We start from the raw sequence: 26,059 nt of genomic DNA on the forward strand, positions 1-26,059 counted from the left end.
CGAACGGCCGGCGCCGGCGCCGGCCCGTCACTGCACCACCTTGAACTCGATCCGGCGGTTGCGCGCGCGGCCGTCGGCGCTGCGGTTGTCAGCCACCGGCCGGTCCGGCCCTTCGCCCGACACTGCGATCAGCTCAGGCTTGACGCCCTTGGCGGCGACATAGCTGCGCACCGCCTCGGCGCGCGCCTGCGACAGCGCCAGGTTGCTGGCGCGGGCGCCGGCATTGTCGGTGTGGCCGATCACCTCGACCTTCTTGTCCTTGAGCGCCAGCAGCGCCACGCTCATCTGGTCGAGAATCTGCATGCCCGAATCGGTCAGGGTCGCCTTGCCGGACTCGAATTCGATGATGCGGTTGGCCAGTGCGGTGTCGAGCACCGCCTGCTCCGATGCCACCACCCGCAGGCTGTTATTAACGGCGATGGCCGGCCCGGCGCCGGCCGCCGCCGCCGTGCTCAGCGCCGCCCCCACCTGCTGGCGCAGCGCCTCGCTGCCGACGTCACCACGCAGGGTGGCGGCAGCGCCATCGACCTTCAACTCGCCGTGGCTGACCAGCTGCAAATCGGGGCCGATCAAGCGCGCCAGGGTGGTGTGCCACTCGGGCGAGGCCGCCACCGGCCCCACCACCAGCTGGTCGACCACGCGGGCGCTGCCGAACACCTGGCGCAAGCGCGCCAGCAAGGCCGCCCTGGCCCCTTCATCGGCCAGCGTGCCGCTGACGATCACCGGGGCTGGTGCCGGCGCGTTCTGGGCAAGGCAGTCAGCTGCGCTGAGCAGGGCCGCGGTCAGGATCACGATTTTCACTTGGCAGCTCCCAAAAAAGTAGCGAGAAACAGTTCGCGCGCCAGCCGCAGCGACAAGGCCGGCTGGTCGAGGTGACTGGCGAGGGCGCGCACATCGACATCGGCGCCGAGGTGCTCGTCGACCCAGCCAGTGTCGGCCAGGCTGACCTGCTGATGACGGCCCACCATGGGATCGATAATCGCGTGCAGCGCCGCCACGCAGGCGTCGCAAAAACCCACCACCAGCACCGGATTGCCCTCCTGCTCGGTAAAGAACAGCGCCAGATCGAGGTCGGCCCGGCGCAAGAAGGGCGCAATGAGCTCCATCCAGAACGCCGCCACCGCTGCCCGCTGTTCGAGCGCGCGCGGCAGTGGCAGCAGCAGACTTTTTTCGAGGTCGGCGGCGCCACCGTGCAGCAGCGGCTGCAGCAGCATGCCCAGCGCCAGCACCAGCCGGCCGCTGTCACGCCGTTGCAGCGACGCCGCCAGCGAGGCCAGCGTGGCATCGGCGAGAAAATGGTCCAGGCTGGCGCTGGCGTCCTGCTCCAGTCCGGGCGCGCGTTCAGCCAGTTCGTGCAAGCCCTTGTGCGGATCGGCGGCGGCGATGATGGTCTGGGTCCTCGTCATGAGCAGCTGAAACAGCGGCGCCAGCACCAGCGGGCAGTGCGACACAAACGTCGTCGGCACCTGGACGGCGATGGTGCGCATGAGCAGAAATGGAAAGCGGCGACCCGATTGATCGTGACTGCCCACCACATGACCGGCGATCGCATGACGGCGGCGCGGGCCGACGAAGGCGAATGACACCGGCGCCATGGCATCGTAGTGCAGCTTCCAGCGCGGATCGTTCGGCAGGCGCGTCATCACCTGCGCCAGCCAGTCGTCCAGTACCCCCATCAATTCGGCATCCGGCGCCAGTTTGATGAAGTCGCTGCAGGCGGGCAGCTTGCCAAAGTAGCCAAGCCGTTCGCGCGCGCCGGCAGCGCCATGGGCGGCGTTCATGGCGCCCCCGCAGCAGTGGCCATCGCTGTCGCCGCAGGGATCGCTGGGGCTTCATGACCGGCGATGGTGGTCGGCAGGCGCATGCCGCGAAAGCCCTGACCCGGTCCGGGAGCGCCAGCGGGGTCGCCCGCGCTGACGATTTTCAGCTCCACCGTGACCGACACCAGGCCGCTGGTCCAGCGCAACTCGAACACGCCACCCTCCTTTTTTTTGCGCGCGGCCGTATCGATGAGTTTTTTCAAGCCCTGATCGGAGCTGTCGCTAAACAGTTCCACCGTGCGGCCGTCGACGGTGATGGCCGAGACGCGCGCGCCGGCCACCCCTTGCGGTCCCGGATGCACCATATTCGTCCAGGCTGGCGTGCCGCTTTTGTAGCGCAGCTGCTGGCCGGCGATTTCGACGGTGTATTCGACAATCCCGGGCACCGCTTGCGGCAGCAACTGGAACAGCGTTTGCGGCGCGACTGGCGCGGCCACGCCGTTGGCGCTCAGGGGCGCAATCCAGCCGGGAAAGCTGGCCACCACCTGGGGGGAGAGGGCGATGCCGAGGTCGGCCCAGGTGCGCGCGGCAACCACATCGCCGCGCCGCACCACCAGTGGTCCCATCGCCGTGCTGACAAACTTGGCGATGGCGCCGTCGGGGCCGAACACCTGGCCGATGTCGGCCACCGAGGCTTCCGCTGCGCCGGCGACGAACGGCGCCCTGCTGGCCAGGTTTTTCTGGAATGGTTCGAGTACCTGGGCGCGCCAGGTTTTATTGAGCTCCATTTCGCTGGGGGTGACGATGACGGCAAAGGTCTGCATCAAGGGCCGCACCAGGATCGGCCGCAAGGCCAGTTTCTGGCTCTCGCTCATCCCGGTGAGCATCTGCTCGTCGACATATTTGAGGGCGTCCGACAACTCCGATCCATTTCCTTCGAGGGTTTGCTGCATGAACTGCTTGGCGCCAGGTCCAGGGTCACCCTGGTTCTTGAGCTGATTGAGGCGCCCGCGCAGGCGCGATAGCGCGTCGAGATAGCCGCCCATCAGCGAGGCCTGCTTTTCGCGCAAGCCGACCAGCCGGGCGACGCCGGCAAATTCACGGCCGATCGCGCCCAGCGTGCCAGGCTCGCCGGGCGCGGTCGGCAACTGCACGACGTCGCGCACTTCGCTGGGGGTGCTGCCGCTGATTTTTTGCATCAACAGCGCCCAGGCGCCCTTCTCGGCGCGCTCGCGGGTGGCGGCAGCGGTGGTGGCGCCCGGGTTGTCCCACGAGGTTTGCTGGTAGATCGCCTCGAGCAGGCGGGCCAATGGCGAGTTCTGGGTGTCGCCCAGCCGGTTCATGGCATTGATACCAGCGTCGAAACTGCCCAGCTCTGCGATGGTGACGCCCTGGACAAATTTCTGCCACTCGGCGATGTAATCGGATTTATACATGGCGGTCAGGGTCTTCTGGATCTGTTCAGGGCTGCCTTCGAGCGTCAAGTCGTCTTTCACGGCGGTTTTTAACACCCAGTCGGTGCTTTGCAATTCCTTGCTCGATGCTTCACGGATGGCGCCGTAGACAAAGCCGCTCCACGCTTCGCGGGTAAACGCGCCAGACACCGCGGTGCTGCCGCCGACCAGCGCCTGATCCTGCTGGCCGACGATGCGCGCCACCGTCACCGCGCTAAAGCGGGTGGCGGCGCGCGCCTTGATATCGGCATACACGCGTTCGCGCGCCGGCGCTCCGCGCACCACTTTGCGCAGATTTTCGCGGGCGGCATCGAGCAGACCGAGCTTGGGAGTGAGCTGCGGCCAGGCCGGGTCGCTCACCTGTCCCACGTGAAAGGTCAACAGGCGCTCGGCGCTGCGCACCATCTGCTCGTGCGGCATGGCGCCACGACTGCTTTCGAGCCAGCCGCGCCAGAAGCGCGTCAACTGGTCATTCAGGTGGCCCGCTTCGGCGTGGCTTTTATCGGCCAGCATCAGGTAAGTTTTGAGCGCGTTGTAGCCGTCGATAACGCTGCTGGTGGAGGCTTCCTGATACAGACCGGCGCGTGCGACCGGGGCAGCAGCAGCAACAACGCCAGGGGCCGCAGCAGGAGCGAGCGCAGCGCTGCCAGCGGCCGCCGGTTCAAGGCGCGCAGCATTCGCATTCATCTCGGCCAGATGCGCTTCGAGTGCGGCGGCCACCGGTTGCAGCATCACTTCGCGCACGCCGCCAAAATATTCGTCGCGCAGTTTGCGCTCGAGCGCGTCGCCCTGGTACAGGCCGAAGCCAAGCATCCACGGCTTGTCGTGGCGGTATTTGTCGAGCTGCTCGATGCGGTCCTGCAGAATTTCCAGCGCTTCCAGGCGGCTCTGCAAGTCGCTGCGTCTGGCCTGCAGGCGCACCACCTTGTCCAGATCGGCCTGCACATTGGCCACCAGTTGCTTGTTGCTCATGTACGACCAGCTCCATGCGCCCAGTGCGCATCCGAGCAACACGGTAGCGGCAAAAAAGGCGCCGTATTTCCAGCGCGCGCTGGCCGGGCTGGTGTAGCGCGCCACCAGGTCGCGGTCGGCAAAGATCACTTTGCGGAACAGCTCGAGCAAAAAGTAGCCGGACCGCTCGACGGTGTCGGCGCCGGCCGCACTGCTGCCCGCAGTGAGCGCCAGGTCGAAGCGGCTGGCCACCCGCTTTGACGACTGGTTCGCCGTGCCCCCTTCTTGCACGGCGCTGGTGAAATAAAAGCCGCGAAAGACCGGCTTGAACTGATAGGTGTTTTCATCGAACAAAGTGGCGAGGAAGGAGCGCAGCGGCGCCTTGATGGAGGCAAATTCGGGTGGAAAAGTAAACACCCCGGGACGCATGGTGGCGCTGCGGTTGGCCATGCTGGCCAGGCTCATTTCCTTGAGGCCGTCGTGCAGTTCATCGAAATGGGCATCGAAAAAAGCCAGCACATCCGGCGGCGTACGGCGGCGGTTGTAGCGCATGGTGGCGCCCCATACGCGCTCACGTTCGGCGCCTTCGCTGTCGTGAAAAAAATCGTTGAAGCCGGCGATCAGGTCGGCCTTCGTAAAAATCACGTAGACCGGCGCGAACACGCCCAGCCGTTCGATCAATTCCTGCACGCGCGTGCGCAAGCTCTTGGCCAGCTCGATCGCCGCTTGCGGATTATCGCCCACCAGTTCAGCCACGCTGACACAAATGAGAATGCCATTGATGGGCGCGCGGCGGCGGTATTTGCGCAGCATGGCGAGAAAGCTGAACCACTCGGCGCGGTCTGCCTCGACGGTCGAATAGCGCCCCGCAGTATCGAGCAAAATACCCTGGCTGGTGAAAAACCAGTCGCAGTGGCGGGTGCCGCCGACGCCTTGCACAGCCTTGCTGCCGGCGATGGGAAATTGCAGGCCGGAGCAGCCAATCGCACTGCTCTTGCCGGCCGCCGGATTACCGATAATCATATACCAGGGCAATTCGTAGAGGGCCGCCGCACCGCTGTTCAAGCCCAGCTTGGACGTCTTGATGGTGTTGATTGCTTCGAGCATGCTGGTGCGCAGGGCAGCGGCGGCGGCGGCGCTGGCCGCCTGCTGGGCATCCTCGGCGGGCGCGGCGCTGTCGCTGGCGGCCGGCACCATGTTGTGCTCCAGCCCGCTGGCCTGGCGTTGCCGGTAATGGCGCCGCGTCAGCCACCACGCCCCCCACACTGCCAGCAGGCACAGGCAGCCGAGCGCGGCCCACAGCGCCGCCACATCGAACAAGCGGGTTCCCAGCAGCAAACAGGCTGCCAGCACCAGGAAACCGAGGGTGCCGAGCACCCGGCTATCAGTGAAGAACTGCCAGAGTCGGGCCATGGGTCGCTCACAGTCGGGAGTCAATGAAGGTCTCAGTGAATAAACATCTGAGTGATTGAAGATCCGAGTTAATTAAAATCCGGCAGGCAATGTTGGCATCGTTGAGGCAGCCCAAATTTGCGCCATCACAAACCGGGCGCCGCCAGTGGCCAGGCGGCCTGTTGACTGTGGCAAATCGGGCGCAGCGCTCACCGGCAGCAAGCAGTAGCAACCGGCCCCACCCGCTATGGATGCATGACCCCTTTGACGCGCAATTCGGTGTGCCCAAAATCCATCATGGTCCAGCGCCCGCCCCAAGTCAGTCCCAGCGCTTCCGCCACGTCGCCGTACAGCTGATAGCCGCGCATGGCCCAGGGATCTTTTTCGGAAATCACCAGCTTGCCATCGCGCCAAAAGGCGCAGTCGGCAGCCAGGCCGTATTGATGCCAGCTTTGAAAGGCGCGCGCATTCGTCACATTGCTGCCCATCCTGGCGAGCAGGTTTTGACGGGCCGGACTGCGGTAGCCCTCCAGCAAGGCCATCTCGTAGCCGTGTTTTTCTTTCATGATCTTGAAAGCGAGCAGCAAACGCTGTCTGAACTGGGCATCGAGCATCTGCCAGTTGCGGCTGGCGTCGACCAGCATCGGCCGCACCAGCGTGACTTCCGCCGTGGTGAACGCCAGCGGCGGCAGCGGCGCTGGTGGCATCAACTGTTCGCCTTCGAGCAAGGCGGCAATCTGGGCGTCGGGCGCGGCCTGGCTGGTTTCAAAGCCCGGCAACATGCCCGGATGGCTCAGACCAATGGCCAGCAAGGTCGGCACCAGCACCACCACCGCGGCGGCGGCGCACAGCCAGCGATGGCGAACGATCGCCTGGCGCAGGTGCTGCCACCAGCGCCGCGGTTGCTGCAGACTGGGCAGGCGCAGCCGCGGCAGGCGCCAGCGGCCGACGGCGCTGGCGAGCTGCCCGGCGAACTGGCGGCCGGCGGGAAACAGTGCCATCCAGATGGCGCTGCAGGCCAAAATAAGATACACAAGTGCGATCAAGATCAGCATGGCTTCTCCCGCTTTTGTTTCTAATCGGAATACGAAGGCCAATCTTAGGAGTCATGCCGTGCGCCCCACAGACGAACATCAAACACCGTCCACACGCCCCAACTTTATGGCAACAACAAAACGCGTGGGCGGCAGCGACAACATCCTGGCGCGCCTCGACCGCAGCGGCAATGGCGCCCGGGCGCGCTGGCCGCACGCCGCCAGGGCCGCGTGGACTGGCACAGCGCTGGCGGCGCTGGGGCTGGCGGCGGCGCTGCTGCTGAGCATGCGGCCAGAGCGCGCGCAAAGTCAGCGCGGCGCGCCGTTGATGGTGGCGACCCCGATCAGCGATGCAGCGCCAGCTGCCAGTGCGCCAGCGCCGGCTGAGCCATCGCTGGAAGCGCAGGCGGCCGCGCAGGTCGAAGCGCAAGTCCAGGCCGAGGTCGAAGCGGCACTCGCGCCGCGCCCTGAAGTCGCGCCGGCAGCGGCGCTGGCGGCCGTCGACCCACAGCGCGAGGCCGCTTCACTCGAACCGATCCCGGTCCTGCCCATGCTGGCCGACGTCGTCGAACAGGCGCCCGCCGCGCCCGCGCCGCACGTTGCAGCGCGCACAACGCGGACGCGCCCGGCACCGGTAGCCAAGGGGATGCAAGCGGCAACGGCGCGCGCAGCCGAGCGCCCTGGCACCCCGCCACCACCACCCGTCAACGGCCAGGATGCTGCCAATGACACCGACGTTGCCCTGCTGTCGGCCATTCTGCTGCATGCGCCCCGCCACAGTGCCGAGCGCGCCAAAGCCGAGGCAAAATGTCGCGTTGACAAGAATTGCACGTGGTCGGGTCCCCTGCCCGCCCTGCTGCAGGCGGCCCACTAAGCTAACCGGCTATCGCGCTACGTTGTTGGTGCGCCCGCTCGAATTTCTCTCGGTGCAGAGAGCGCGCTGCGATATACTGTATGCATGCACAGTACAGCAGCGAGCGCCCCGGCGCCTGCCGCAGCGAACTACAGCCCGCCGGCCGGCGCCGCTGAGGTCCTCGGCCCTTCTCCTACCACCGACGTCGCTCCCCCGTCTGGCCCGGCCATGCCTGGCGGCGCGCTGTATTACCTCGATAATTTCCAGCGCGTGCTGGACTGGATCAACAGCCGCTACAGCGATCTGCTGTCAGCCGATGAGGCCGGCTTTATCGCGCGCTTCGGCGCCCTGCCACAGCCAGCGCGCGCCCTGCTGGTGCGCATGATCATGCGCAAAGGCGAGCTGTTTCGCCTCAACAAACTGGCCTATGATGAAATCGGCTGTCCGCTGGCCGCCAGCCGCCAGTTGCTCGAGGCCGGTTGGCTCGAGACCGATCCGCTGTTGTCGATCGAGCAGTTGTTCGGGTTGTGCTCGAAAGCCGAGCTGGGCCTGTGCTTCGAGCGCCGCGGCTGGCATACCCTGCGCAAAAGCGAACAGCTGGCCACGCTGCGCGACAGCGGCGCCGGGGCGCGCCGCTTTTCGGCATGGCTGGGCGGCAGTTCAAGCACTGGCGATGGCGTGCTGCGGGTGCGCGTCAAGCCTCTGTGCGAACGCCTGCGCCTGATTTTCTTTGGCAATTTCAGGCAAGACTGGACCGAATTGGTCCTCTCCGACCTTGGTCTGGTGCGCTACGAACTGGTCGACATGCCGAGCGCATCGCGCGGCTTTCGCAGCAGCGCCGACGTCGACCGCTACATCGAACTGCACCAGGCCAAGCAAGATTTTCGGGCCGGCGGGGCGCCAGCCGATATCCTGCTGCGCCTGCCGCAAACGCCGTTTGAAAATGACTGGCTCGACAGCCGGCACCAACGGCTGCTGTTCCAACTGGCGCAACAGCTGGAAAAAACCGGCCAGTTCGACGCCGCTTACCCCGTCTATGCGCGCTGCCGGTTTCCCGGCGCCCGAGCGCGCGCCGTGCGTGTGCTGGAAAAAACCCGCCAGTACGGCGCCGCCCATGCACTGTTAAAAACGGCGTTACGGGCCCCCGAAAGCCAGGCCGAACGCCAGCAACTGCTGCGCATCGCTCCGCGCCTGTGTCGCCAGCTGGGTTTACCGTGCAGCCGTGCACCGAAGGTGCCGGCGCCAGCGCGCATCGATCTGCGCCTGCCGCAGCCAGCGCCCGGCTGGTGGGTCGAGGGCCTGGTGCGCGATCAGCTCGCCAGTGCCGAGGCGCCCGTGCGCTATGTCGAAAATGCGCTGATCAACGCCCTGTTCGGGCTGCTTTGCTGGCGCGCCGTGTTTTGCGCCATCCCGGGCGCCTTCTTCCACCCGTTTCATCGCGCCCCCGTCGATCTGTACAGCGCCGACTTCGTCGCCCGCCGCGCCAGCCAGTTCGCCGCCTGCCTCGAACAACTCGACAGCGATGCCTACCTGACCACCATGCGCACCACCTTCGCCGCCAAGCACGGCATCGCCTGCCCCTTCGTCAACTGGGATTTTCTCGACACCGCGCTGCTCGAGCTGGCGCTGACCTGCATCGCCCCGCTGCACCTGAAACGCCTGTTCGAGCGCATGCTGGTCGACCTGCAGGCAAACCGCAGCGGCCTGCCCGACCTGATCCAGTTCTGGCCGCAGCAGCGGCGCTACCGCATGATCGAAGTGAAGGGACCGGGCGACCGCTTGCAGGACAACCAGCTGCGCTGGCTGGACTACTGCGCCGAACACCAGCTGCCGGTGGCGGTATGCTACGTGCAGTGGGCTGACCGATTGGAGCGGCCATGACCGAGGATGACGCTGCGGTCGACTACGTCGTCGCCGTGCGCGCACTGTGCGAATTTACCGCCAAGGCGGGTGATCTCGACCTGCGATTCACGCCCTCACCGAGCGCCCAGGAAGGCATCGCCGGCCACGCTGTTGTGACAAAAAATCGCGCCGACGGCTACCAGACCGAAGTGAGCCTGAGCGGCCGTTACGGCGCCCTGCTGGTGCGCGGCCGCGCCGACGGTTATGATCCGGCCCACAACCTGCTCGAAGAGATCAAGACCTACCGCGGACAGCTCGAGCGCATGCCGGCGCGCCACCGCCATTTGCACTGGGCCCAGCTGCGCGTCTACGCTCACCTGCTATGCCAGCAGCGTGGCCTTGAGCAAATCGAGCTGGCCCTGGTGTATTTCGACATCGGCAGCCACAGCGAGACGCTGGTGCGCGCCAGTGCCAGCGCCGCCGAACTGGCGCAGCACTTTGCTTTGCTGTGCGAGCGCTTCGTCGGCTGGGCAGCGCAGCAAGCGGCGCACCGGCAGGCGCGCGACGCCGCCCTGCTGGCACTGCGCTTTCCCCATCCATCGTTTCGGCCCGGCCAGCGCCAGCTGTCAGAGACGATTTTTCGCGCCAACAGCGCCGCCCGCTGCGTCCTGGCGCAGGCGCCCACCGGCATCGGCAAGACAGTGGGCACCCTGTTCCCCGTGCTCAAGGCGGTGCCCACCCAGAAGATCGACAAGGTGTTCTTCCTGTCGGCCAAGACTCCGGGGCGCCAGCTGGCGCTCGACGCCCTGCACACCATTGCCGCCCCCGGCCTGCCGTTGCGCGTGCTGGAACTGTGCGCGCGCGACAAGGCTTGCGAACACCCGGACAAGGCCTGCCATGGCGATGCCTGCCCGCTGGCGCGCGGCTTTTACGACCGTTTGCCGGCCGCCCGCCAGGCTGCCAGCGAACTGGCGGTACTTGACCGCGCCACCTTGCGCGCCACCGCGCTGGCGCACGACGTCTGCCCGTATTATCTGGGCACTGAAATGGCCCGCTGGAGCGACGTCATCGTCGGCGACTACAATTATTATTACGACAGTAGCGCCATGCTGTACGCGCTGGCGACGGCCCATCAGTGGAAGGTCAGCGTGCTGGTTGACGAAGCGCACAACCTGGTCGCCCGGGCCCGTTCGATGTACACCGGCGAGCTGGCGCGCGCCAGCCTGCGGGCGGCGCGTGCGGTGGCGCCACCGGCGCTCAAACAAAGCCTGGAGCGCGTCGCGCGCAGCTGGTCGGCGCTGGAAAAGCAGGCCGCCGCGCCCTACCAGGTGCTCGATGCGCTGCCGGCCAAGCTGCTAAGCCACCTGCAAAGCGCCGCCACCGATATCACCGACTATCTGGCCGAGCAGCCGGTACTGCCGGCGCCGGCGCTGCAGCGTTTTTATTTCGACGCCCTGCAATTTGGCCGCCTGGCCGAATCGTTTGGCGATCACTCGCTGTTCGACGTCAGCAACGACAGCAATGGCTCGACTGTCTGCATCCGCAATCTCGTACCGGCGCCGTTTCTGCAGCCGCGCTTTGCCTTTGCCCATGCCAGCGCACTGTTTTCTGCCACCCTCAGTCCCTGGCACTATTACAGTGATGCCCTCGGCATGCCGGCCGACAGTGCCTTCATCGACGTCGAATCGCCGTTTTCCCGCACCCACCTGCAAGTGCACGTGGCCAGCCACATCTCGACCCGCTTTGCGCACCGGGCGCGCTCGGTGACGCCGATTGCCGCGCTGATCGCGCGCCAGTTTGCGGCCCGGCCCGGCAACTACGTGGCGTTTTTCAGCAGCTTCGATTACCTCGAACAGGTGGCGCAGGCGTTTACCACGCTCTACCAGGAGGTGCCGGTCTGGCGCCAGCAGCGCCGCATGGACGAGAGCGAGCGTGCCGCCTTCCTGGCGCGCTTTGCCGTCGACGGTAGCGGCGTCGGTTTCGCCGTGCTCGGTGGCGCCTTCGGCGAAGGCATTGATTTACCGGGCGCACGCCTGATCGGCGCCTTCATCGCCACCCTCGGGCTGCCGCAAATGAACCCGATCAATGAACAGCTGCGCCAGCGCATGCAGACCACCTTTGGCGCCGGCTATGACTACACCTATCTGTTCCCCGGCATTCAAAAGGTGGTGCAGGCCGCCGGTCGCGTGATCCGCAGCGACGGCGACCGCGGCGTGGTCTACCTGATCGATGACCGCTTCGCCCAGGCCGACGTGCAGGCCCTGCTGCCGCGCTGGTGGGGGCTGGATGCGGCTGCGCTCACTGCCAGTTGATTTAAGCGAGCCGCCCGCGCAGCTTGTGCTGGCCGGAGCGACTGAGCGGCACCTGGCGACCGTCGTCCAGCACGCACACGTGGTTGTCTTTGCTCAGCGTTTCGATGCGGGCGATCTTCGCCAGGTTCACCAGATAGGAGCGGTGCACCCGCACGAAGCGCGCTGGATCGAGCTGCGCTTCGAGCTCCGCCAGTGGCTGGTGCTTCAGCCAGCGCTTGCCCTCGGCGCTAATTTCGATGTAATCGTCCTGTGCTTCGACCAGCGCGATATCGGCGCTGGCAATTACGTGCACACGGCTGCCGTCGCGAATGAGTACGCGTTCCAGCGGGCCGCCGTGCTGGCGAACGTCGCGCAGCACGGCGCCGATCGCGGCGGCAGCAGGGCGCGCCGTGCGCGCCGCCGCCAGTGCCGCGTCGAAGCGCTGGGCGCTAAATGGTTTGAGCAGGTAATCGATGGCGCGCACGTCAAACGCCTTCAGGGCAAACTGGTCGAAGGCGGTGACGAAGACGTAGCTGGTGGCGGCGCCGGCCAGTTCCACCACTTCAAAGCCATCGAGTTTCGGCATCTGGATATCGAGGAACACCAGGTCGGGCTTGCATTCCGCAATCGCCTTGACTGCCTCGAAGCCATTCACGCATTCAGCGACGATGTCGATGTCAGCGTGCGCGGCCAGATATTCGCGCAGCAGTGCGCGCGCCAGCGGCTCGTCGTCGACGATCATCACGCGCATGCTGGCAGTCCGCTGTCGATGTCGACGCTGCTGGCGCCATCGCCGGTCTCGGCCGGCATGCTCAGTTCGACCCGAAAACCCTGCGCCCGCATCCCCCAGTGCAGCGCTGCCTGCTCGCCGTAAGCGGTGACAAGACGCTCGCGCACATTGGCCAGGCCCATGCCGCGGCCAGCCGGGCGACTGCCAGCGCGATCGTGTGCGGCTTCAGTGTCCACCGGGTTTTCTACCGACAGGCGCAGGCACGAGCCGATCTTCTGCGCTTCGATCCGCACCACACCCCCTTCGATGCGCTTGCCAATGCCATGCTTGACGGCGTTTTCCACCAGCGGCTGCAGGATCATCGGCAGCAGCAGGCACGCTGACGCCGCCGGCGATACCGCCTGCTCAATGCGCAGGCGTGCACCAAAGCGCACCTGTTCGATCGCCAGGAAGTCGAGCGTCAATGCCAGCTCCGCTGCCAGGGTGGTCTTGCGCCCCGCCTCCGTGCACAGGGTGTGGCGGAAAAAATCGGCCAGCTTGATCGTCATCGCCCGTGCCGCCGCCGGATCGAGGCTGGTCAGGGCGCTGATCGAATTGAGGCTGTTGAACAGGAAATGCGGATCGATTTGCGCCCGCAGCATGCGCAACTGGGCATCCTGCGCCATCAGTCGCGCTGCCATCGCGCGCTGCTCGGACGCCCGCACGCGCGCCAGCTCAATGGCAAGGTAGTGCCCCAATGCCGCCAGCGCGAACAAAATGACATCGCTGACGAACATCAGCGCCAGCGCCGGGCGCGCGGCGGCCAGCCCGGCCCAGGGCAGCTCAAAGGTGATCAGCAGCATATTCCATAGTGCCGCCAGCGCCGTCCAGCCAGCACCGGCCAGTACCGCAGCCGACAGCAGTACGGCGGCGGTAACGATGCCACGGCGCTGCGTCAGCGGCCAGGCACGGCACATATAGTAGGTCGAGAAGCTGCAGGCAAACGCATACAGCAGCATGGGCGGCATGGCGAACAGCGCGCCGTTGCTCCAGCCGGTGTCGCAGGCAAAGCGCGTCAGCAGTGCCAGCACGGTCGCCACCAGCGCCCACACTGGAATTAACAGCGCCAGACCGAAGCGGCCGAATAGCGCGCCGACTTCGGCGGGCGGCGTGGCCGGCAGCGCCGTCTCCATCAGTTTCTCACCTCGAGGCCACCCATGACGGTGATACCGCGCACCACCAGGCGCTTGCTGGCGTCAGCCGGCGCCACCGTTTTCTCGACAAAGCCGCCCATGATCGGGGTGCCCTGCAAGATGACGGTCCAGTCGGGCGGCACTTTCAGGGTCACCCCGCCCCACACCGCAAACACGTTGATAACTGCCTCGCCGACGATCGACGAGTTGCGCAGGTCGAGTGCGCAGCCACCCATGATGGCCGTGACTTCGCCGCCAGCAAAGACGGGCGAGATGATGCGCCGTTCGAAGCCGCCCAGGATGGCGAAAATAGCGATGGTCGCATCGGATGCCGCCAGCGCCGCTCCGGCTACCGGCCGCCCGCCCACTGCCCGGTACACCGTCGCCGCGCCCAGTGCGATGAGCAGCACTGGCCACACCATGCGCCAGTTAAAGTAGATCACGCCGAGGCGATGCAGGATCATCATGACGCCGATGCCAACCAGCGCGGCGCCAACCAGATAGCCTTCGCTGCGGCGGCTGTCGACCAGCTTGAGCACGCCAAGCCCGATGAAGATCAGGGGCCAGAATTGCAGCACTTTGGGGAAATCCCACCAGCCCAGGTTATCGGCAAGGAACAGCATGCCCACGCCGATCACCAGGATGCCCAGAATGAGCTGGCGCGATACGTTTTTTGTTTGCAATTCGGTCTTCATGGCAGTCGATCCCGGTTGGGCAGGTTGGCCGCGAAGCGGTCGCGGATGAAGGGCTTGAGAATCAGGATAATGCCCCAGACAATAATGAGGCAGGGCCAGCTGTTGTCGAAGTCGATGCCAAACATATGCTCCACATTGGCAAACAGCCAGACGCCGATCACCACCAGCCACAGGCCGCCGATGAAATCCTTCGCCGTCGGGTAGCCGATCATCTTGATCACACCGCCGGCCACCAGCAGCCACGGCCAGTAGTGCCACAGGTCAAAGATGCTGAGGTAGCCGAGTTGATCGGACAGCAAGGCACCGCCCACCACGATCAACAGCAATCCCCATAATAATTGTTTTCGCCAGTGATAAGCCTGCTTGCTATCCATCGCGCTCTCCCTGAAAAGAATGCGCCTACTGTAGCGCGGGACGGCGCTGCAGCAAAGCGCCATTCGGCCAAGGCGCGCCAGCACCCGGTGAACGACGCCACCGTCGGCCACTGCCGCTGCAGCGACGCAAAAAAGCCCACCGCGTTACCGGGGTGGGCTGATGGGGCAGCGATCAAACGATCAGGCAGGAGGCAGTAGCAGCTCGCCTGGCTGGTTCTTGACCTGCTTGTAATACTTGGCTTTGGCAATCGCTTGCTTGATCAGTTCGCGCGCCTTGTTGCTGCGTTTGATGTCTTTCTTCTCGGCCTTGCCACGTTGATGGGCCTCGTCTTTGTTACCGATGCATTTGGTCATGCTGATTCTCCTGTTGACGTTTTAGATGAAGGAACGTTGACCACCCTGCGCTGGCGCCGGCCACCGATGGCGGCGTGCGGGTGCCTTAGCAGGACCCGCGACTGGGGGCCAGCTTAAAGTCGGACATCATCAAACCCCATCCCAGTTGGCGGCGGATTTCTTCCGGCGTCGGCGGCGGCGACCCGGCCCGCTTGCGCTGTTCCAGGTAGGCCCGCACAAGCTGCTTGGGTGGTTGGATGATGGTAGACATAGAAGCCTCCGTTGCCGCTAGTTAGGCCGGCGCTGCGCGCCGGCTGGAATCTGGTGCCGGTCCTTGAGGCGACCGGCTCACCTGCTGAGGTGATCGCCGACCGAAGCCAGGGCGCCACTCACGCAAAGCCATCTTAGGTGGCAAACCCAGGGTCTACTGTTCGTTGCCGCACGCAGCACTGCATTTTTCGACAATCGTGATAAACCATTCTTACGATAAACAGGCCGAATACACCGTTCACACGCCTCAATTCGATGCGACATTTTTATGCACGTGGAAAGTCATTTCCGCAATTTCGAATCAGAAATTTTCGAATATAAAATTTCCTAATATTACTAAATGGGACGATAAAAACCGTCGAATTGACTGGTTGAGCATTATCAAATCTACCATGGGAAATAAATTGAATAATACTCCGACAGATAGCAATGAGCGGCTAACTAATTCGATTGCCAAGCCGCATCAACGAAATTTCGAGCAGGAATTACCATGACCGGCATTTCAACTTCAGCGATGCGCCAATTCTGTGCAGATATTATATCAATGCACCGCGGAACAAAAATTACCATCATGGTGATCGCTGATTTGTTGGCGCTGCCTTTTTGTATTCTGATCGCCATGTTATTAAGGGTGGGCGATTTTTCTTTAGCAACTCATTACGGCCCAGCATCCTATTTACTCGTCGCCGTGGTCACCATCGCCGCATTCTCCATGTCTGATCTGTACCGCGCGGTGATCCGCTTCATCGACCAGCGCATGCTGGCCGTCACCGGCTTCACCTTGGCAATTGCCGCCATCTGCGTCTACATCGTGCTGTTTGCCCTTAACGACGAAAAATTCCCCCGCAGCGTGCTCGCCATTTATTGGTTCATCGTGTTTTCTTACGTGGTGGCCTCCCGCATTATGGTGCGCAACTTCTTGCGCAAGCTCATGAGTCCACCGGCACGCGATGCGGTAGCGATCTATGGCGCGGGCGAAACGGGCGCCAGCCTGGCGCTGACCATGCGCACCAGCAACGAATACCGCCCGGTCTGTTTCTTCGACGAAAAGCACGTCTTGAACGAACGTACGATCGCCGGCCTGCGCGTCTTTCACACCGACCGCTTGGTAGAAATGGTCAACGCCATGTGCATACGCTCGATTGTCATCGCCCTTCCCTCGGTGTCGCCGGCGCGTCTGCGCGATATTGTTCAACGCCTCGCCGACGCTGGCGTGACCACCAAAATCCTCAGTCGTCTGGTCGACCTTGCCGACCATGGCCGGCAACATCCAGAGGCCATCCGTGCACTGAAATTCGAAGATTTGCTGGGCCGCCCGCCGGTGCCGCCGCGGGTCGACCTGTTCAGCCGCTGCGTGCGCGGCAAAACGGTGCTGGTGACGGGCGCTGGCGGCTCGATCGGCAGCGAACTGTGTCGCCAGATCGTCACCCTGGCGCCCAGCCGCCTGCACCTGCTCGACCACTCTGAATTCGCCTTGTACACCGTGCGGCAGGAACTCGAAAGCCGCTTTCCAGGTATCGCCATTGAAGCGCATCTGGGCTCAGTCTGCAATGCCAGCCTGGTCGAACGTATCTTGCGGCGAGATCATATCCACACCATTTATCACGCTGCCGCCTACAAACACGTCCCCCTGGTGGAAGCCAATATCGTCGAAGGACTGCGCAACAACGTCCTGGGCGCACAGGTCATCGCCACGGCGGCGGAACGCTTCAAGGTCGATACCTGCGTTCTCATCTCGAGCGACAAGGCGGTGCGCCCCACCAACATCATGGGCGCCAGCAAGCGCATTGCCGAAATGATTTTCCAGGCCGCCGCCGCCCGCTTTGCCACCCGCACGACGTTTTGCATGGTCCGTTTCGGCAATGTGCTGGGATCATCAGGTTCCGTCATTCCATTGTTCCAGCGCCAGATTGCACAGGGCGGGCCCCTGACGATTACCCATCCCGATGTGTCGCGCTATTTCATGCTTATCACCGAGGCCGCCCAACTGGTGATACAGGCCGGCGCCATGGCCGAAGGGGGCGACGTCTTTGTTCTCGACATGGGCGACCCCGTACGCATTGCCGACCTGGCCCGCACCATGATTGTGATGTCCGGCTTAAAAGAAAAAACCAGCGCCCATCCGGAAGGCGATATTGCCATTAAATATGTCGGTTTATTTCCAGGCGAGAAGCTGAATGAGGAATTATTAACCGATGGCGAAGTATTCCCTAGCGAACATACCCGCATCATGCGCATGAAAGAACATGCCCTGCGGCCCGCCATTCTGGAAACGTATATCACTTGCCTGATGATGGCATGCGATACCAATGATCGCACCATGATCGAATCGATGGTCAAAGCGATCGTTCCAGAATACACGCCACAGCGTCCGATGGAACCAAAACAGATCTTGATTTCATCGGAACTGAGCAAGCAGCCTTTATTAAAGCGGCTGGCTGCTTTCAGAATTTGATTTAGCTGTTCAACGTTTTTTGCAATAGCCGACGGAGGCGATCTCATGCGTGACGAAGTACCAAAAACTTGTTTAGAAAAATTACAAGCAAGATTTGCCGACCGCAGTGCCGTGATCGGCATTGTTGGCCTCGGCTACGTCGGCTTGCCCCTGACCCTGCGCTACGCTGCCGTCGGCTTTCGCGTTCTTGGCATCGATATCGACGAGGCCAAGGTGGCGCGCCTGAATGCTGGTGCCAGCTATATCGAACACATCAAGCCTGACCAGATCGCCACTGCGCGCGCCGCCGGCTTTGAAGCCACCAGCGATTTCCGCCGCGCGGCCGAGGCCGATGCACTGATCATTTGCGTGCCTACCCCCTTGAACGCCTATCGCGAGCCCGATCTGTCCTTCGTGCTCGGCACCACCGATGCCCTGCTGCCGCACATGCGCGTGGGGCAGTTGCTATCGCTCGAAAGCACCACCTATCCCGGCACCACCGAGGAAGAACTGCGCCCGCGCCTGGAAGCGCGCGGCTTGACTGTCGGTGTGAACGTCTTTTTGGTGTTCTCGCCCGAGCGCGAAGACCCCGGCAATTCCCGCTTTGAAACGCGCACCATTCCGAAGGTCTGCGGCGGCTCCACGCCTGCTTGCCTGCAAGCGGGCTTATCGCTGTACGGCCCGGCCATCGATCAGGTGGTGCCAGTGAGCTCCACCCGGGCAGCGGAATTGACCAAGCTGCTGGAGAACATCCACCGTGCCGTCAACATCGGCCTGGTCAACGAGATGAAAATTATCGCCGACCGCATGAACATCGACATCCACGAGGTCATCCGCGCTGCCGCCACCAAGCCGTTCGGCTTTACCGCCTACTATCCCGGTCCTGGTTTAGGCGGCCACTGCATTCCAATCGACCCTTTCTATCTCACCTGGAAAGCCCGTCAGTACGGCCTGCACACCCGCTTCATCGAACTGGCAGGCGAAATCAATAGCGAGATGCCGCACTGGGTGGTCGGCAAGCTCACCGATGCACTCAATGCCCGTGCACGCTCGGTCAAAGGTAGCCGCGTGCTGGTGCTCGGCATCGCCTACAAACAGGACGTCGAAGACATGCGCGAATCACCCTCGGTCGAACTGATGGAAATCTTGCGCGACAAGGGTGCGCTGGTCGATTACTCCGATCCCCACGTACCAGTGTTTCCGCGCATGCGTGAGCACCATTTCGACTTGTCCAGTGTCGCACTGAGCGCGCACAGCCTGGCGACCTACGATCTGGTCTTGATCGCCACCAGTCACAGCGCCTTCGACTATGCGCTCATCGCCAAGCATGCGCGCCTGATCATCGATACGCGCGGTGTCTACAAGCACGCCTTGCCCAATGTCGTCAAAGCCTGAGGAACCGTCATGCGCAACTTCCCCCCCGCCATACTGGACCGCAAAATTCGCTTCGCCCTGGTCGGCTGTGGCCGCATCGCAACAAACCATTTTGGCGCCATCGCCCAGCACAGTGATCGCTGTGAGCTGGTCGGCGTGTGCGACATCGACCGCGGCCGGCTCGCCGAAGCAGCGTCGATCACGGGCAGCACCGCCTTCCCGACCCTGGCGGCGATGCTGGCCGGCTGCGACGCCGATGCCGTCATCGTCTGTACTCCGTCGGGCTTGCACGCTGAACAAACCGTGCAGATCGCCGCTGCCGGTCGCCATGTGATCACCGAAAAGCCGATGGCGACACGCTGGGAAGATGGCAAGCGCATGGTCAGCGCCTGCGACAGCGCCGGTGTACGGCTGTTCGTGGTCAAGCAAAACCGTCGTAACGCCACCCTTCAGCTGCTCAAACGTGCGGTGGAAAAGCGCCGATTCGGTCGCATTTACATGGTCAACCTGAATGTCTTCTGGACGCGTCCGGACGCGTACTACAACAGTGCCCGGTGGCGCGGCACATGGGAGTACGACGGCGGCGCATTCATGAATCAAGCCAGTCATTACGTCGACCTGATCGACTGGCTGATTGGCCCAGTCGAAAGCCTGCAAGCCTATACCGCCACGCTCGCCCGCGACATCGAAGTGGAAGATACGGGCGTGCTATCGATCCGCTGGCGTAATGGCGCACTCGGTTCCATGAATGTCACCATGCTGACCTACCCGCGCAACCTCGAAGGCTCGATCACCATCCTGGGGGAACATGGTTCCGTACGCATCGGCGGCGTCGCCGTCAACGAGGTACAGCAGTGGGAGTTCGCCAAGCCCGACGCTGACGACGACAAGGTTGACCAGGCAAGCTATCAGACGAACTCGGTCTACGGCTTCGGCCACCCCCTGTATTACGACAACGTGATCGCCACCTTGCGCGGTCAGGCCGAAGCGGAAACCGACGGGCGCGAAGGACTCAAATCACTGGAAGTGCTGGTCGCCGCCTACATGTCCGCGCGCGATGGCAAGCGCGTTGCCCTGCCACTGGAATACTGACATGGCCCCGATCATCGACCCCAGCGCGATCGTCGACGCCGGTGCCGTTCTCGGCAACGGAACACGGGTCTGGCACTTCGCCCACGTCTGTAGCGGTGCGCGCATCGGCGCCGGCTGTTCGCTCGGCCAGAACGTGTTTGTGGCCAGCGACGTTCTGATTGGCGACCGCGTCAAGATCCAAAACAATGTCTCCGTGTACGACGCCGTGGTGCTTGACGACGACGTCTTCTGCGGTCCCAGCATGGTCTTTACCAATGTGTACAACCCGCGCGCGGCAGTAACCCGCAAGAACGAATATCGGCCCACCCGGGTTGGACGCGGTGCAACGCTCGGTGCCAACTGCACCGTGATCTGCGGCGTCAGCATTGGGCAGTATGCGTTTATTGCAGCAGGTGCCGTGGTCAACCGCGATGTAGCCGACTACGCCCTGATGGCGGGCGTACCTGCGCGCCAGATTGGCTGGATGGGCCGCCACGGCGAACGACTTGCATTCTCGCCTGATGGCAGCGCGCTCTGCCCCCATACGGGCGAGCTGTACCTCATCCGACATGGACGCTGCCAGCTGCTCAGCGACGCCCAAGCCGTTTCAATTTGACAGCTGCCCAACCTTTGACCACGAAAAAGCGCATTCATCATGGAATTCATCGATCTCCAATCCCAATATCAGGCGTCGCGCGCGCTGATCGACCAGCGCATTGCCCAGGTCCTCCATCACGGGCACTACATCATGGGACCAGAAGTGGCTGAGCTCGAACAGCGCCTGGCGCGATTTACCGGCGCCCAAGAGTGCATCACCGTCGCGTCCGGTACCGAAGCACTGATCATCGCGCTGATGGCACTTGGCATCGGCGCCGGCGATGAAGTCATTACCACGCCGTTCTCCTTTATTGCCACTGCCGAAGCCGTCGTGCTGGTCGGCGCCACGCCCGTCTTTGTCGATGTCGATGCCGTTACCTGCAACATTAACCCTGCCCTCGTCGAAGACAAGATCAACTCTCGCACGCGCGCCATCATGCCGGTCTCATTGTTCGGCCAACCGGCCGACATGGAAGAAATCAACGCGATTGCCGGCCGTCATCAACTGGCAGTCATTGAAGATGCCGCCCAGAGTTTCGGCGCAACATACCGGGGCAGACGCAGCTGCAATCTCTCCACCATCGGTTGCACCAGCTTCTTCCCCAGCAAACCGCTGGGCTGCTACGGTGATGGCGGCGCCATCTTCACCAACGATACCGAACTGGCTACGGCGATGCGCCAAATCCGCGTCCATGGACAGGCACGCCGTTACGTACACACCCGCATCGGCGTGGGCGGCCGCATGGACACCTTGCAATGCGCAGTTGTCCTGGCCAAGCTCGACCGCTTCGAATGGGAACTTGAACAACGTACCCGACTGGCTGCCCGCTACGACGCCTTGCTGTCCGGCCGCATCAATCTGGTCGGACGTGCACCTGACCGCCACAGCGCCTTCGCCCAGTACACGGTCATGGTTGAGCAGCGTGAGCGCGTGCAGGCGGAGCTGCTCGCATCTGGTATCCCCACCGCTGTCCACTATCCAGTCCCGATTCACCGGCAGCCTGCATACCGACACCTGAGCTCGGATGAATGCCCGGTTGCCTGTCGTCTCGCGCAACACGTTATGAGTGTGCCGATGGGTCCCTACATGTCCGCTGGGGACGTCGATGATGTCGCCTTTGCACTGCTAAGGGCGGCGCGCATTGAATCGCCTGGCGAGGCATCGACAATAACATGCTGACATCCGCATTCGCCGCCCTCAAGGTGGTTCACCTGACCTCGGTGCATGGCCGTGGCGACACACGAATTTTTGTCAAAGAGTGCCGCACGCTGGCGCACCATGCTTATCAGGTCTCGCTGGTGGTCGCCGATGGTAACGGTGACGCCGTCGTCGACGGCGTCAGTATTCACGATGTCGGGCGGCCGGCCAGTCGCTTGCAAAGAATGCTGCGGACAGGCGGTTCGGTGTTCAGGCGCGCGTGCGCGATCGATGGTGATATCTATCATCTGCACGATCCCGAACTGATCCCGATTGGACTGCGCCTGAAGCGACTGGGGAAAATCGTGATTTTTGACGCTCACGAAGACCTACCCAAGCAGCTGCTCAGCAAACCCTATCTTTCACCACCGTTACGCTGGCTGTTGTCGCGATCCTTTGGTCGTTTTGAGCAGCGCGTCTGCGCCACATTGGATGGCATCGTTGCAGCCACGCCCAGCATCCGCGACAAATTCCTGAAAATCAATCCGCGCACCGTCGACGTCAGCAATTATCCCTTGCCTGCCGAGTTCGACGGCAGCGCCGACTGGAACGACAAGGCGCGCGAAGTGTGCTACGTGGGCGGCTTGGGCGCCACGCGCGGTATCCGCGAACTGGTGCAAGCATGCGTGATGCTGCAATCGTCCACCCGTCTGAGTTTAGCGGGCAATTTTTCCGAATCAAAACTACAAACAGAAATGCGCAGCCTGCCCGGGTGGCAGCAGGTCGACATGCACGGTCACCTCGATCGCGCAGGGGTTCGGCGTGTGATGGCACGCGCTATCGCGGGTCTGGTCACCCTTCACCCGACCAGCAACTATATTGAGGCGCTACCGGTAAAAATGTTCGAATACATGGCAGCTGGCATCCCCGTCATTGCCTCCGATTTTCCACTCTGGCGATCGATCATTGAAGCGGAACACTGTGGCATCTGCGTCGATCCGCTCGATGTAAAGGCCATTGCCGAAGCGATCGACTACCTTGCAGCACACCCGAAAGTGGCCTGCCAGATGGGCGCCAACGGCCGGCGCGCCGTCATGGCAACTTACAATTGGGCGCCGCAAGCGACCCGCTTACTTGAATTTTACGGAGCAATTGCGCATGCAAACAAAATTCGCGTCGCTGCTTGAACTTGCCCGCACAATTTCACGCTTGCCAACGGCCCGACTGGTGTTTCAGGTCGCACGGGACCCTGGCAACGTCGAGCAAATTTTCAAGCACTTTACCAAGCGACACCCACGTTATTTTATTATCCGAAACAAAACCCTCGGTGCAGCACTGGTCGACTTGACCCGGTTCCCAGTCGGCGACCAGTACCTGGCGAGTATTAAGGGACGCAATTCAGCCGACCAAAAAGTCCGTCGCGCTCGCGCTCGCGGCTATCGGGTGGTCGAAATTGACCGCAACGACTATGTCGACGACATCCACTCCATCAACAATTCGGTGCCTGTACGTCAGGGCAAAAGCATGTCGGATTCATATCTGCAAAAGCAGCACCACTACCTTGCCGAGCGCAATTACAAATACTACGGCACCCTGAATGGGGCCGGGAAACTGGTAGCTTACGGCGAAGTCGGGATGTGGGGCAATTTTGCTGCATTCAATCGCATCATCGGTGTACGCAATAACGACGGCATCATGTATTTGATGGTCAGCGAAATCATCTGTCGCCTGATTGACAGTGGCGAGATGGACTACCTCATGTATGACACCTATTTCGGCGCAAGTGCTGGCTTGAAATCGTTTAAAACTGCGCTTGGTTTCTCACCCTACCGTGCACGCTACAGTCTCCAATGAAGAAGCTGCTCGACCGGATTTACAGTGATTATGCGATGCCGTCCAAGCTTGCTGAGCATGAGTCGGTTCTTTGCGCCGCAGCAGATGCAGGGTACAGCCAGTTGTCGGTGCGCGACTTTTTACAAGACTTGCAGCAGATTGACTCAGCAAACACCTGCGTGCTTGTCCATCGCCACGATATCGATACGGATCTGCGTACTGCCCGCAAGCTGTTTGAGATTGAAAAGCGGCATCAAGTGCGCTCGAGTTTCTACTTTAGACTGTCGACGCTCGATTTTTCGCTGATGGACGAAATTGAATCGTATGGCAGTGAAGCGAGCTATCATTACGAAGAGCTGGCAACGTTCGCCAAGCGCAATCGCATCAAGCAACCGGCGGAGGTTCTAAACCGTCTCGCCGAGATCAAGGATGAATTCATCTCGAATTTTGACTCGATCGAAAGGACCCTGGGTAAAAAAATGACGACCGTCGCCAGTCACGGCGATTTTGCGAACCGTCGTTTAAAATTGCACAACACGATCATTCTAAGCGACGCAGCGGTCCGCGCGCACTGCGGTATCACTTGCGAAGCCTATGACGCCGCACTCATGACGAACACCGACATCTATATATCGGATCGTCCCCATCCCCAATATTTTTATCCGATGGCGCCACGCGTGGCACTGGGTCGGCATGCAAGAATTTACCTGCTGACTCACCCGCGCCAATTCGAAACCAACTGGACCGAGAACACCAAAGAAAATCTTTCACGCCTTCACCAGTCAGTAACCTGGTGAGACAGAGGAACCAGCGATGCAAATTCACAAAATTCTCACGGTGTTGGGCGCCCGCCCGCAGTTCATCAAGGCCAGCGCGGTCTCTACCGCCATCGCGGCCTCGCAGTCTTTGCGAGAAGTCATCGTGCACACTGGCCAGCACTTCGATGCAAATATGTCTGATGTTTTTTTTGAACAATTGGACCTGCGCAAGCCTGACTATCACTGCAACATCCATGGTGGATCACACGGGACAATGACAGGTCGCATGTTGATCGAAGTCGACCAGATATTGCGCACTGAGGCACCCGATGTCGTCATGGTGTACGGCGACACCAATTCAACTCTGGCAGGCGCGCTTGCCGCCGCTAAACTGGACATCCCTGTCGCGCACGTTGAAGCGGGTTTGCGATCTTTTAATATGGCCATGCCTGAGGAGATCAATCGCATCCTGACAGACCGCGTGAGTCGATGGCTATTTGCTCCCACCAGGGGCGCCGCCGCCCATCTGGAACGTGAGGGGGCCAACCCGACAAACATTTCGGTCGTTGGCGACGTCATGTTCGACGTTGCTCTAAGACACGGCGAGCGCTGCCGTTCTGACGCAGGACTATTGGGAGAGTTCAGGGAGCGTTATGGCATATATCCCGGTAACTACTGCCTTGCAACTGTTCACCGGGCAGAGAGCACTTGCCATCCCGAGCGGCTGCACGATATCGTCGACGCCTTGGCCATGTTTAGCAAACAAATGCCTGTCGTTTTCCCGCTTCACCCGCGCACCCGTACGGCGCTGAGCCAACTTGGCGCGCTCGAGCGCCTGGCCGCCTGTGTCCTCTTGATCGAGCCACTCGCTTATTTCGACATGGTGCAATTGGAAAAATACGCAGCGATCATTGCCACCGATTCAGGTGGCGTACAAAAGGAAGCGTTTTTTTATCAAGTTCCGTGTGTGACCCTGCGCAGCGAGACGGAATGGACAGAACTGGTCGACGCTGGCTGGAACCGGCTGGCGCTACCGGGAAATGCGTCCGCAATATTGGCCAGTTTGTGCGCAGCCCTCGGTTCGCGTGGCACTGCAATCTCTCCATATGGGGATGGCAAGGCTGCAGAGCATATTGTCAACCGCCTCGAAGGCGACCTGACTGATGCATCAAGCAGGCGAAGCCGCGCGCTGCCTGTCCTGCAGATTCGTCAGCAGATCCATAGCGCGCATTAAATCCAAGCGCTCATCGCCGGTTGCGGACTTGGGGAAGCGCCGATTTATTCTGGCGGATGGAATCAGTTACCAAAGCGGTTTTAGGAAAACGCAGTTCAGCGTAAGCGGCCAGCGGCCCCACCTGTACAGCCTGTTTAGCGCTAAGTAAAGTCGGGGAATGGCAGCAGCGAATCAATCTGGCTGTTGGGGCACGTCGGGAGACGTTCCAGTACGATGGCCAGCCAGCGCGCCGGCTCAAGCCCGTTGAGCTTGGCGGTAGCGAACAGACTCTGGATGGCGGCAGCGCGGCGGCCGGCGCGTTCCGAGCCAGCGAACAGCCAGTTCTTCTTGTTATGCGGAGCATCTCATAACAAGAATAAGGCGAAGTCGGCGCTTATGCGAAGTCGACGTCACGTCGTGGATGTCAGCTCCGTGGTCGCGTCGCTCCGTAGCGACGATGCAACTTCGCATAATCACAGCCCTTGCAGGA

At 62.3% G+C, this 26,059-nt stretch carries 22 protein-coding genes and 1 pseudogene; 12 read left to right on the forward strand and 11 right to left on the reverse strand.

Going from position 1 to position 26,059, the window contains the following annotated elements:
• Positions 1-27: 27 nt before the first annotated feature.
• The 4 genes from ACP7BZ_RS15605 to ACP7BZ_RS15620 all read right to left on the reverse strand — a co-directional run bounded on the left by ACP7BZ_RS15605 (position 28) and on the right by ACP7BZ_RS15620 (position 6,612).
• Positions 28-801: an OmpA family protein gene (locus tag ACP7BZ_RS15605; protein WP_426114705.1), complete on the reverse strand. Its 774-nt coding sequence runs from the start codon at positions 799-801 to the stop codon at positions 28-30.
• Positions 798-1,781: a type VI secretion system-associated protein TagF gene (gene tagF / locus ACP7BZ_RS15610; protein WP_426114707.1), complete on the reverse strand. Its 984-nt coding sequence runs from the start codon at positions 1,779-1,781 to the stop codon at positions 798-800. Before tagF ends, ACP7BZ_RS15605 begins: the two co-directional genes overlap by 4 nt.
• Positions 1,778-5,578: a type VI secretion system membrane subunit TssM gene (gene tssM, locus ACP7BZ_RS15615; RefSeq protein ID WP_426114709.1), complete on the reverse strand. Its 3,801-nt coding sequence runs from the start codon at positions 5,576-5,578 to the stop codon at positions 1,778-1,780. Before tssM ends, tagF begins: the two co-directional genes overlap by 4 nt.
• A gap of 224 nt (positions 5,579-5,802) precedes the next feature.
• Positions 5,803-6,612, reverse strand: coding sequence for a M15 family metallopeptidase (locus ACP7BZ_RS15620; RefSeq protein ID WP_426114711.1), 810 nt, complete (start codon positions 6,610-6,612; stop codon positions 5,803-5,805).
• Between the two features lie 106 nt (positions 6,613-6,718).
• Here ACP7BZ_RS15620 and ACP7BZ_RS15625 point away from each other — a divergent pair, with 106 nt between their 5' ends.
• The 3 genes from ACP7BZ_RS15625 to ACP7BZ_RS15635 all read left to right on the forward strand — a co-directional run bounded on the left by ACP7BZ_RS15625 (position 6,719) and on the right by ACP7BZ_RS15635 (position 11,598).
• On the forward strand, positions 6,719-7,465 hold the full coding sequence (locus ACP7BZ_RS15625) for a hypothetical protein (protein ID WP_426114713.1): 747 nt from the start codon (positions 6,719-6,721) through the stop codon (positions 7,463-7,465).
• 84 nt (positions 7,466-7,549) lie between these two features.
• Positions 7,550-9,325 carry a VRR-NUC domain-containing protein gene (locus ACP7BZ_RS15630; protein WP_426114715.1) on the forward strand — a complete coding sequence of 592 codons (1,776 nt, stop codon included), beginning with the start codon at positions 7,550-7,552 and terminating at the stop codon, positions 9,323-9,325.
• Entirely contained in the window at positions 9,322-11,598 is a 2,277-nt protein-coding gene (locus tag ACP7BZ_RS15635) for an ATP-dependent DNA helicase (RefSeq protein ID WP_426114717.1), read from the forward strand. Before ACP7BZ_RS15630 ends, ACP7BZ_RS15635 begins: the two co-directional genes overlap by 4 nt.
• Before the next feature lies 1 nt (position 11,599).
• On the opposite strand, the gene ACP7BZ_RS15640 is transcribed toward ACP7BZ_RS15635, so the two are convergent.
• The 6 genes from ACP7BZ_RS15640 to ACP7BZ_RS15665 form a co-directional block, all read right to left on the reverse strand.
• A complete protein-coding gene (locus ACP7BZ_RS15640; protein WP_426114719.1) occupies positions 11,600-12,328 on the reverse strand; it encodes a LytR/AlgR family response regulator transcription factor in 729 nt (242 codons plus the stop codon).
• Positions 12,319-13,479, reverse strand: a complete 1,161-nt coding sequence (locus tag ACP7BZ_RS15645) for a sensor histidine kinase (RefSeq protein WP_426114721.1) — start codon at positions 13,477-13,479, stop codon at positions 12,319-12,321. Before ACP7BZ_RS15645 ends, ACP7BZ_RS15640 begins: the two co-directional genes overlap by 10 nt.
• Entirely contained in the window at positions 13,479-14,174 is a 696-nt protein-coding gene (locus tag ACP7BZ_RS15650; RefSeq protein ID WP_426114723.1) for a LiaF transmembrane domain-containing protein, read from the reverse strand. The genes ACP7BZ_RS15645 and ACP7BZ_RS15650 overlap by 1 nt, the downstream gene beginning before the upstream one ends.
• A complete protein-coding gene (locus ACP7BZ_RS15655) occupies positions 14,171-14,548 on the reverse strand; it encodes a LiaF transmembrane domain-containing protein (protein ID WP_426114725.1) in 378 nt (125 codons plus the stop codon). The genes ACP7BZ_RS15650 and ACP7BZ_RS15655 overlap by 4 nt, the downstream gene beginning before the upstream one ends.
• Before the next feature lie 180 nt (positions 14,549-14,728).
• Positions 14,729-14,902, reverse strand: a complete 174-nt coding sequence (locus ACP7BZ_RS15660; RefSeq protein WP_426114727.1) for a hypothetical protein — start codon at positions 14,900-14,902, stop codon at positions 14,729-14,731.
• Between the two features lie 85 nt (positions 14,903-14,987).
• Entirely contained in the window at positions 14,988-15,152 is a 165-nt protein-coding gene (locus ACP7BZ_RS15665; RefSeq protein ID WP_426114729.1) for a hypothetical protein, read from the reverse strand.
• Positions 15,153-15,641: 489 nt separating this feature from the next.
• Here ACP7BZ_RS15665 and ACP7BZ_RS15670 point away from each other — a divergent pair, with 489 nt between their 5' ends.
• Genes ACP7BZ_RS15670 through wecB form a run of 9 tightly spaced genes read left to right on the forward strand, consistent with a single transcriptional unit; the run spans position 15,642 to position 25,590 of the window.
• Positions 15,642-17,606 carry a polysaccharide biosynthesis protein gene (locus ACP7BZ_RS15670; RefSeq protein ID WP_426114731.1) on the forward strand — a complete coding sequence of 655 codons (1,965 nt, stop codon included), beginning with the start codon at positions 15,642-15,644 and terminating at the stop codon, positions 17,604-17,606.
• 45 nt (positions 17,607-17,651) lie between these two features.
• Positions 17,652-18,980, forward strand: coding sequence for a nucleotide sugar dehydrogenase (locus ACP7BZ_RS15675; RefSeq protein WP_426114733.1), 1,329 nt, complete (start codon positions 17,652-17,654; stop codon positions 18,978-18,980).
• A 9-nt stretch (positions 18,981-18,989) separates the two neighbouring features.
• Positions 18,990-20,051: a Gfo/Idh/MocA family protein gene (locus ACP7BZ_RS15680; protein ID WP_426114735.1), complete on the forward strand. Its 1,062-nt coding sequence runs from the start codon at positions 18,990-18,992 to the stop codon at positions 20,049-20,051.
• A 1-nt stretch (position 20,052) separates the two neighbouring features.
• On the forward strand, positions 20,053-20,646 hold the full coding sequence (locus ACP7BZ_RS15685) for an acyltransferase (protein WP_426114737.1): 594 nt from the start codon (positions 20,053-20,055) through the stop codon (positions 20,644-20,646).
• 39 nt (positions 20,647-20,685) lie between these two features.
• The gene (locus ACP7BZ_RS15690) at positions 20,686-21,807 is read left to right on the forward strand and encodes a DegT/DnrJ/EryC1/StrS family aminotransferase (RefSeq protein WP_426114739.1); all 1,122 of its coding nucleotides are present in this window, start codon (positions 20,686-20,688) and stop codon (positions 21,805-21,807) included.
• Positions 21,801-22,952, forward strand: a complete 1,152-nt coding sequence (locus ACP7BZ_RS15695; RefSeq protein WP_426114741.1) for a glycosyltransferase family 4 protein — start codon at positions 21,801-21,803, stop codon at positions 22,950-22,952. Before ACP7BZ_RS15690 ends, ACP7BZ_RS15695 begins: the two co-directional genes overlap by 7 nt.
• A complete protein-coding gene (locus ACP7BZ_RS15700; protein WP_426114743.1) occupies positions 22,924-23,619 on the forward strand; it encodes a hypothetical protein in 696 nt (231 codons plus the stop codon). The genes ACP7BZ_RS15695 and ACP7BZ_RS15700 overlap by 29 nt, the downstream gene beginning before the upstream one ends.
• The gene (locus tag ACP7BZ_RS15705) at positions 23,616-24,395 is read left to right on the forward strand and encodes a hypothetical protein (protein ID WP_426114745.1); all 780 of its coding nucleotides are present in this window, start codon (positions 23,616-23,618) and stop codon (positions 24,393-24,395) included. Before ACP7BZ_RS15700 ends, ACP7BZ_RS15705 begins: the two co-directional genes overlap by 4 nt.
• Before the next feature lie 16 nt (positions 24,396-24,411).
• Positions 24,412-25,590 (forward strand): non-hydrolyzing UDP-N-acetylglucosamine 2-epimerase, encoded by a 1,179-nt coding sequence (gene wecB / locus ACP7BZ_RS15710; RefSeq protein ID WP_426114747.1) that lies wholly within the window; start codon positions 24,412-24,414, stop codon positions 25,588-25,590.
• Positions 25,591-25,730: 140 nt separating this feature from the next.
• On the opposite strand, the pseudogene ACP7BZ_RS15715 reads toward wecB, so the two are convergent.
• Positions 25,731-25,919: pseudogene (locus tag ACP7BZ_RS15715) on the reverse strand (transposase domain-containing protein); the annotation flags it as partial.
• Between the last annotated feature and the right edge of the window lie 140 nt (positions 25,920-26,059).

It is taken from the genome of Massilia sp. PWRC2 (assembly GCF_049896725.1).
Taxonomy (GTDB): domain Bacteria; phylum Pseudomonadota; class Gammaproteobacteria; order Burkholderiales; family Burkholderiaceae_D; genus JAFCUW01.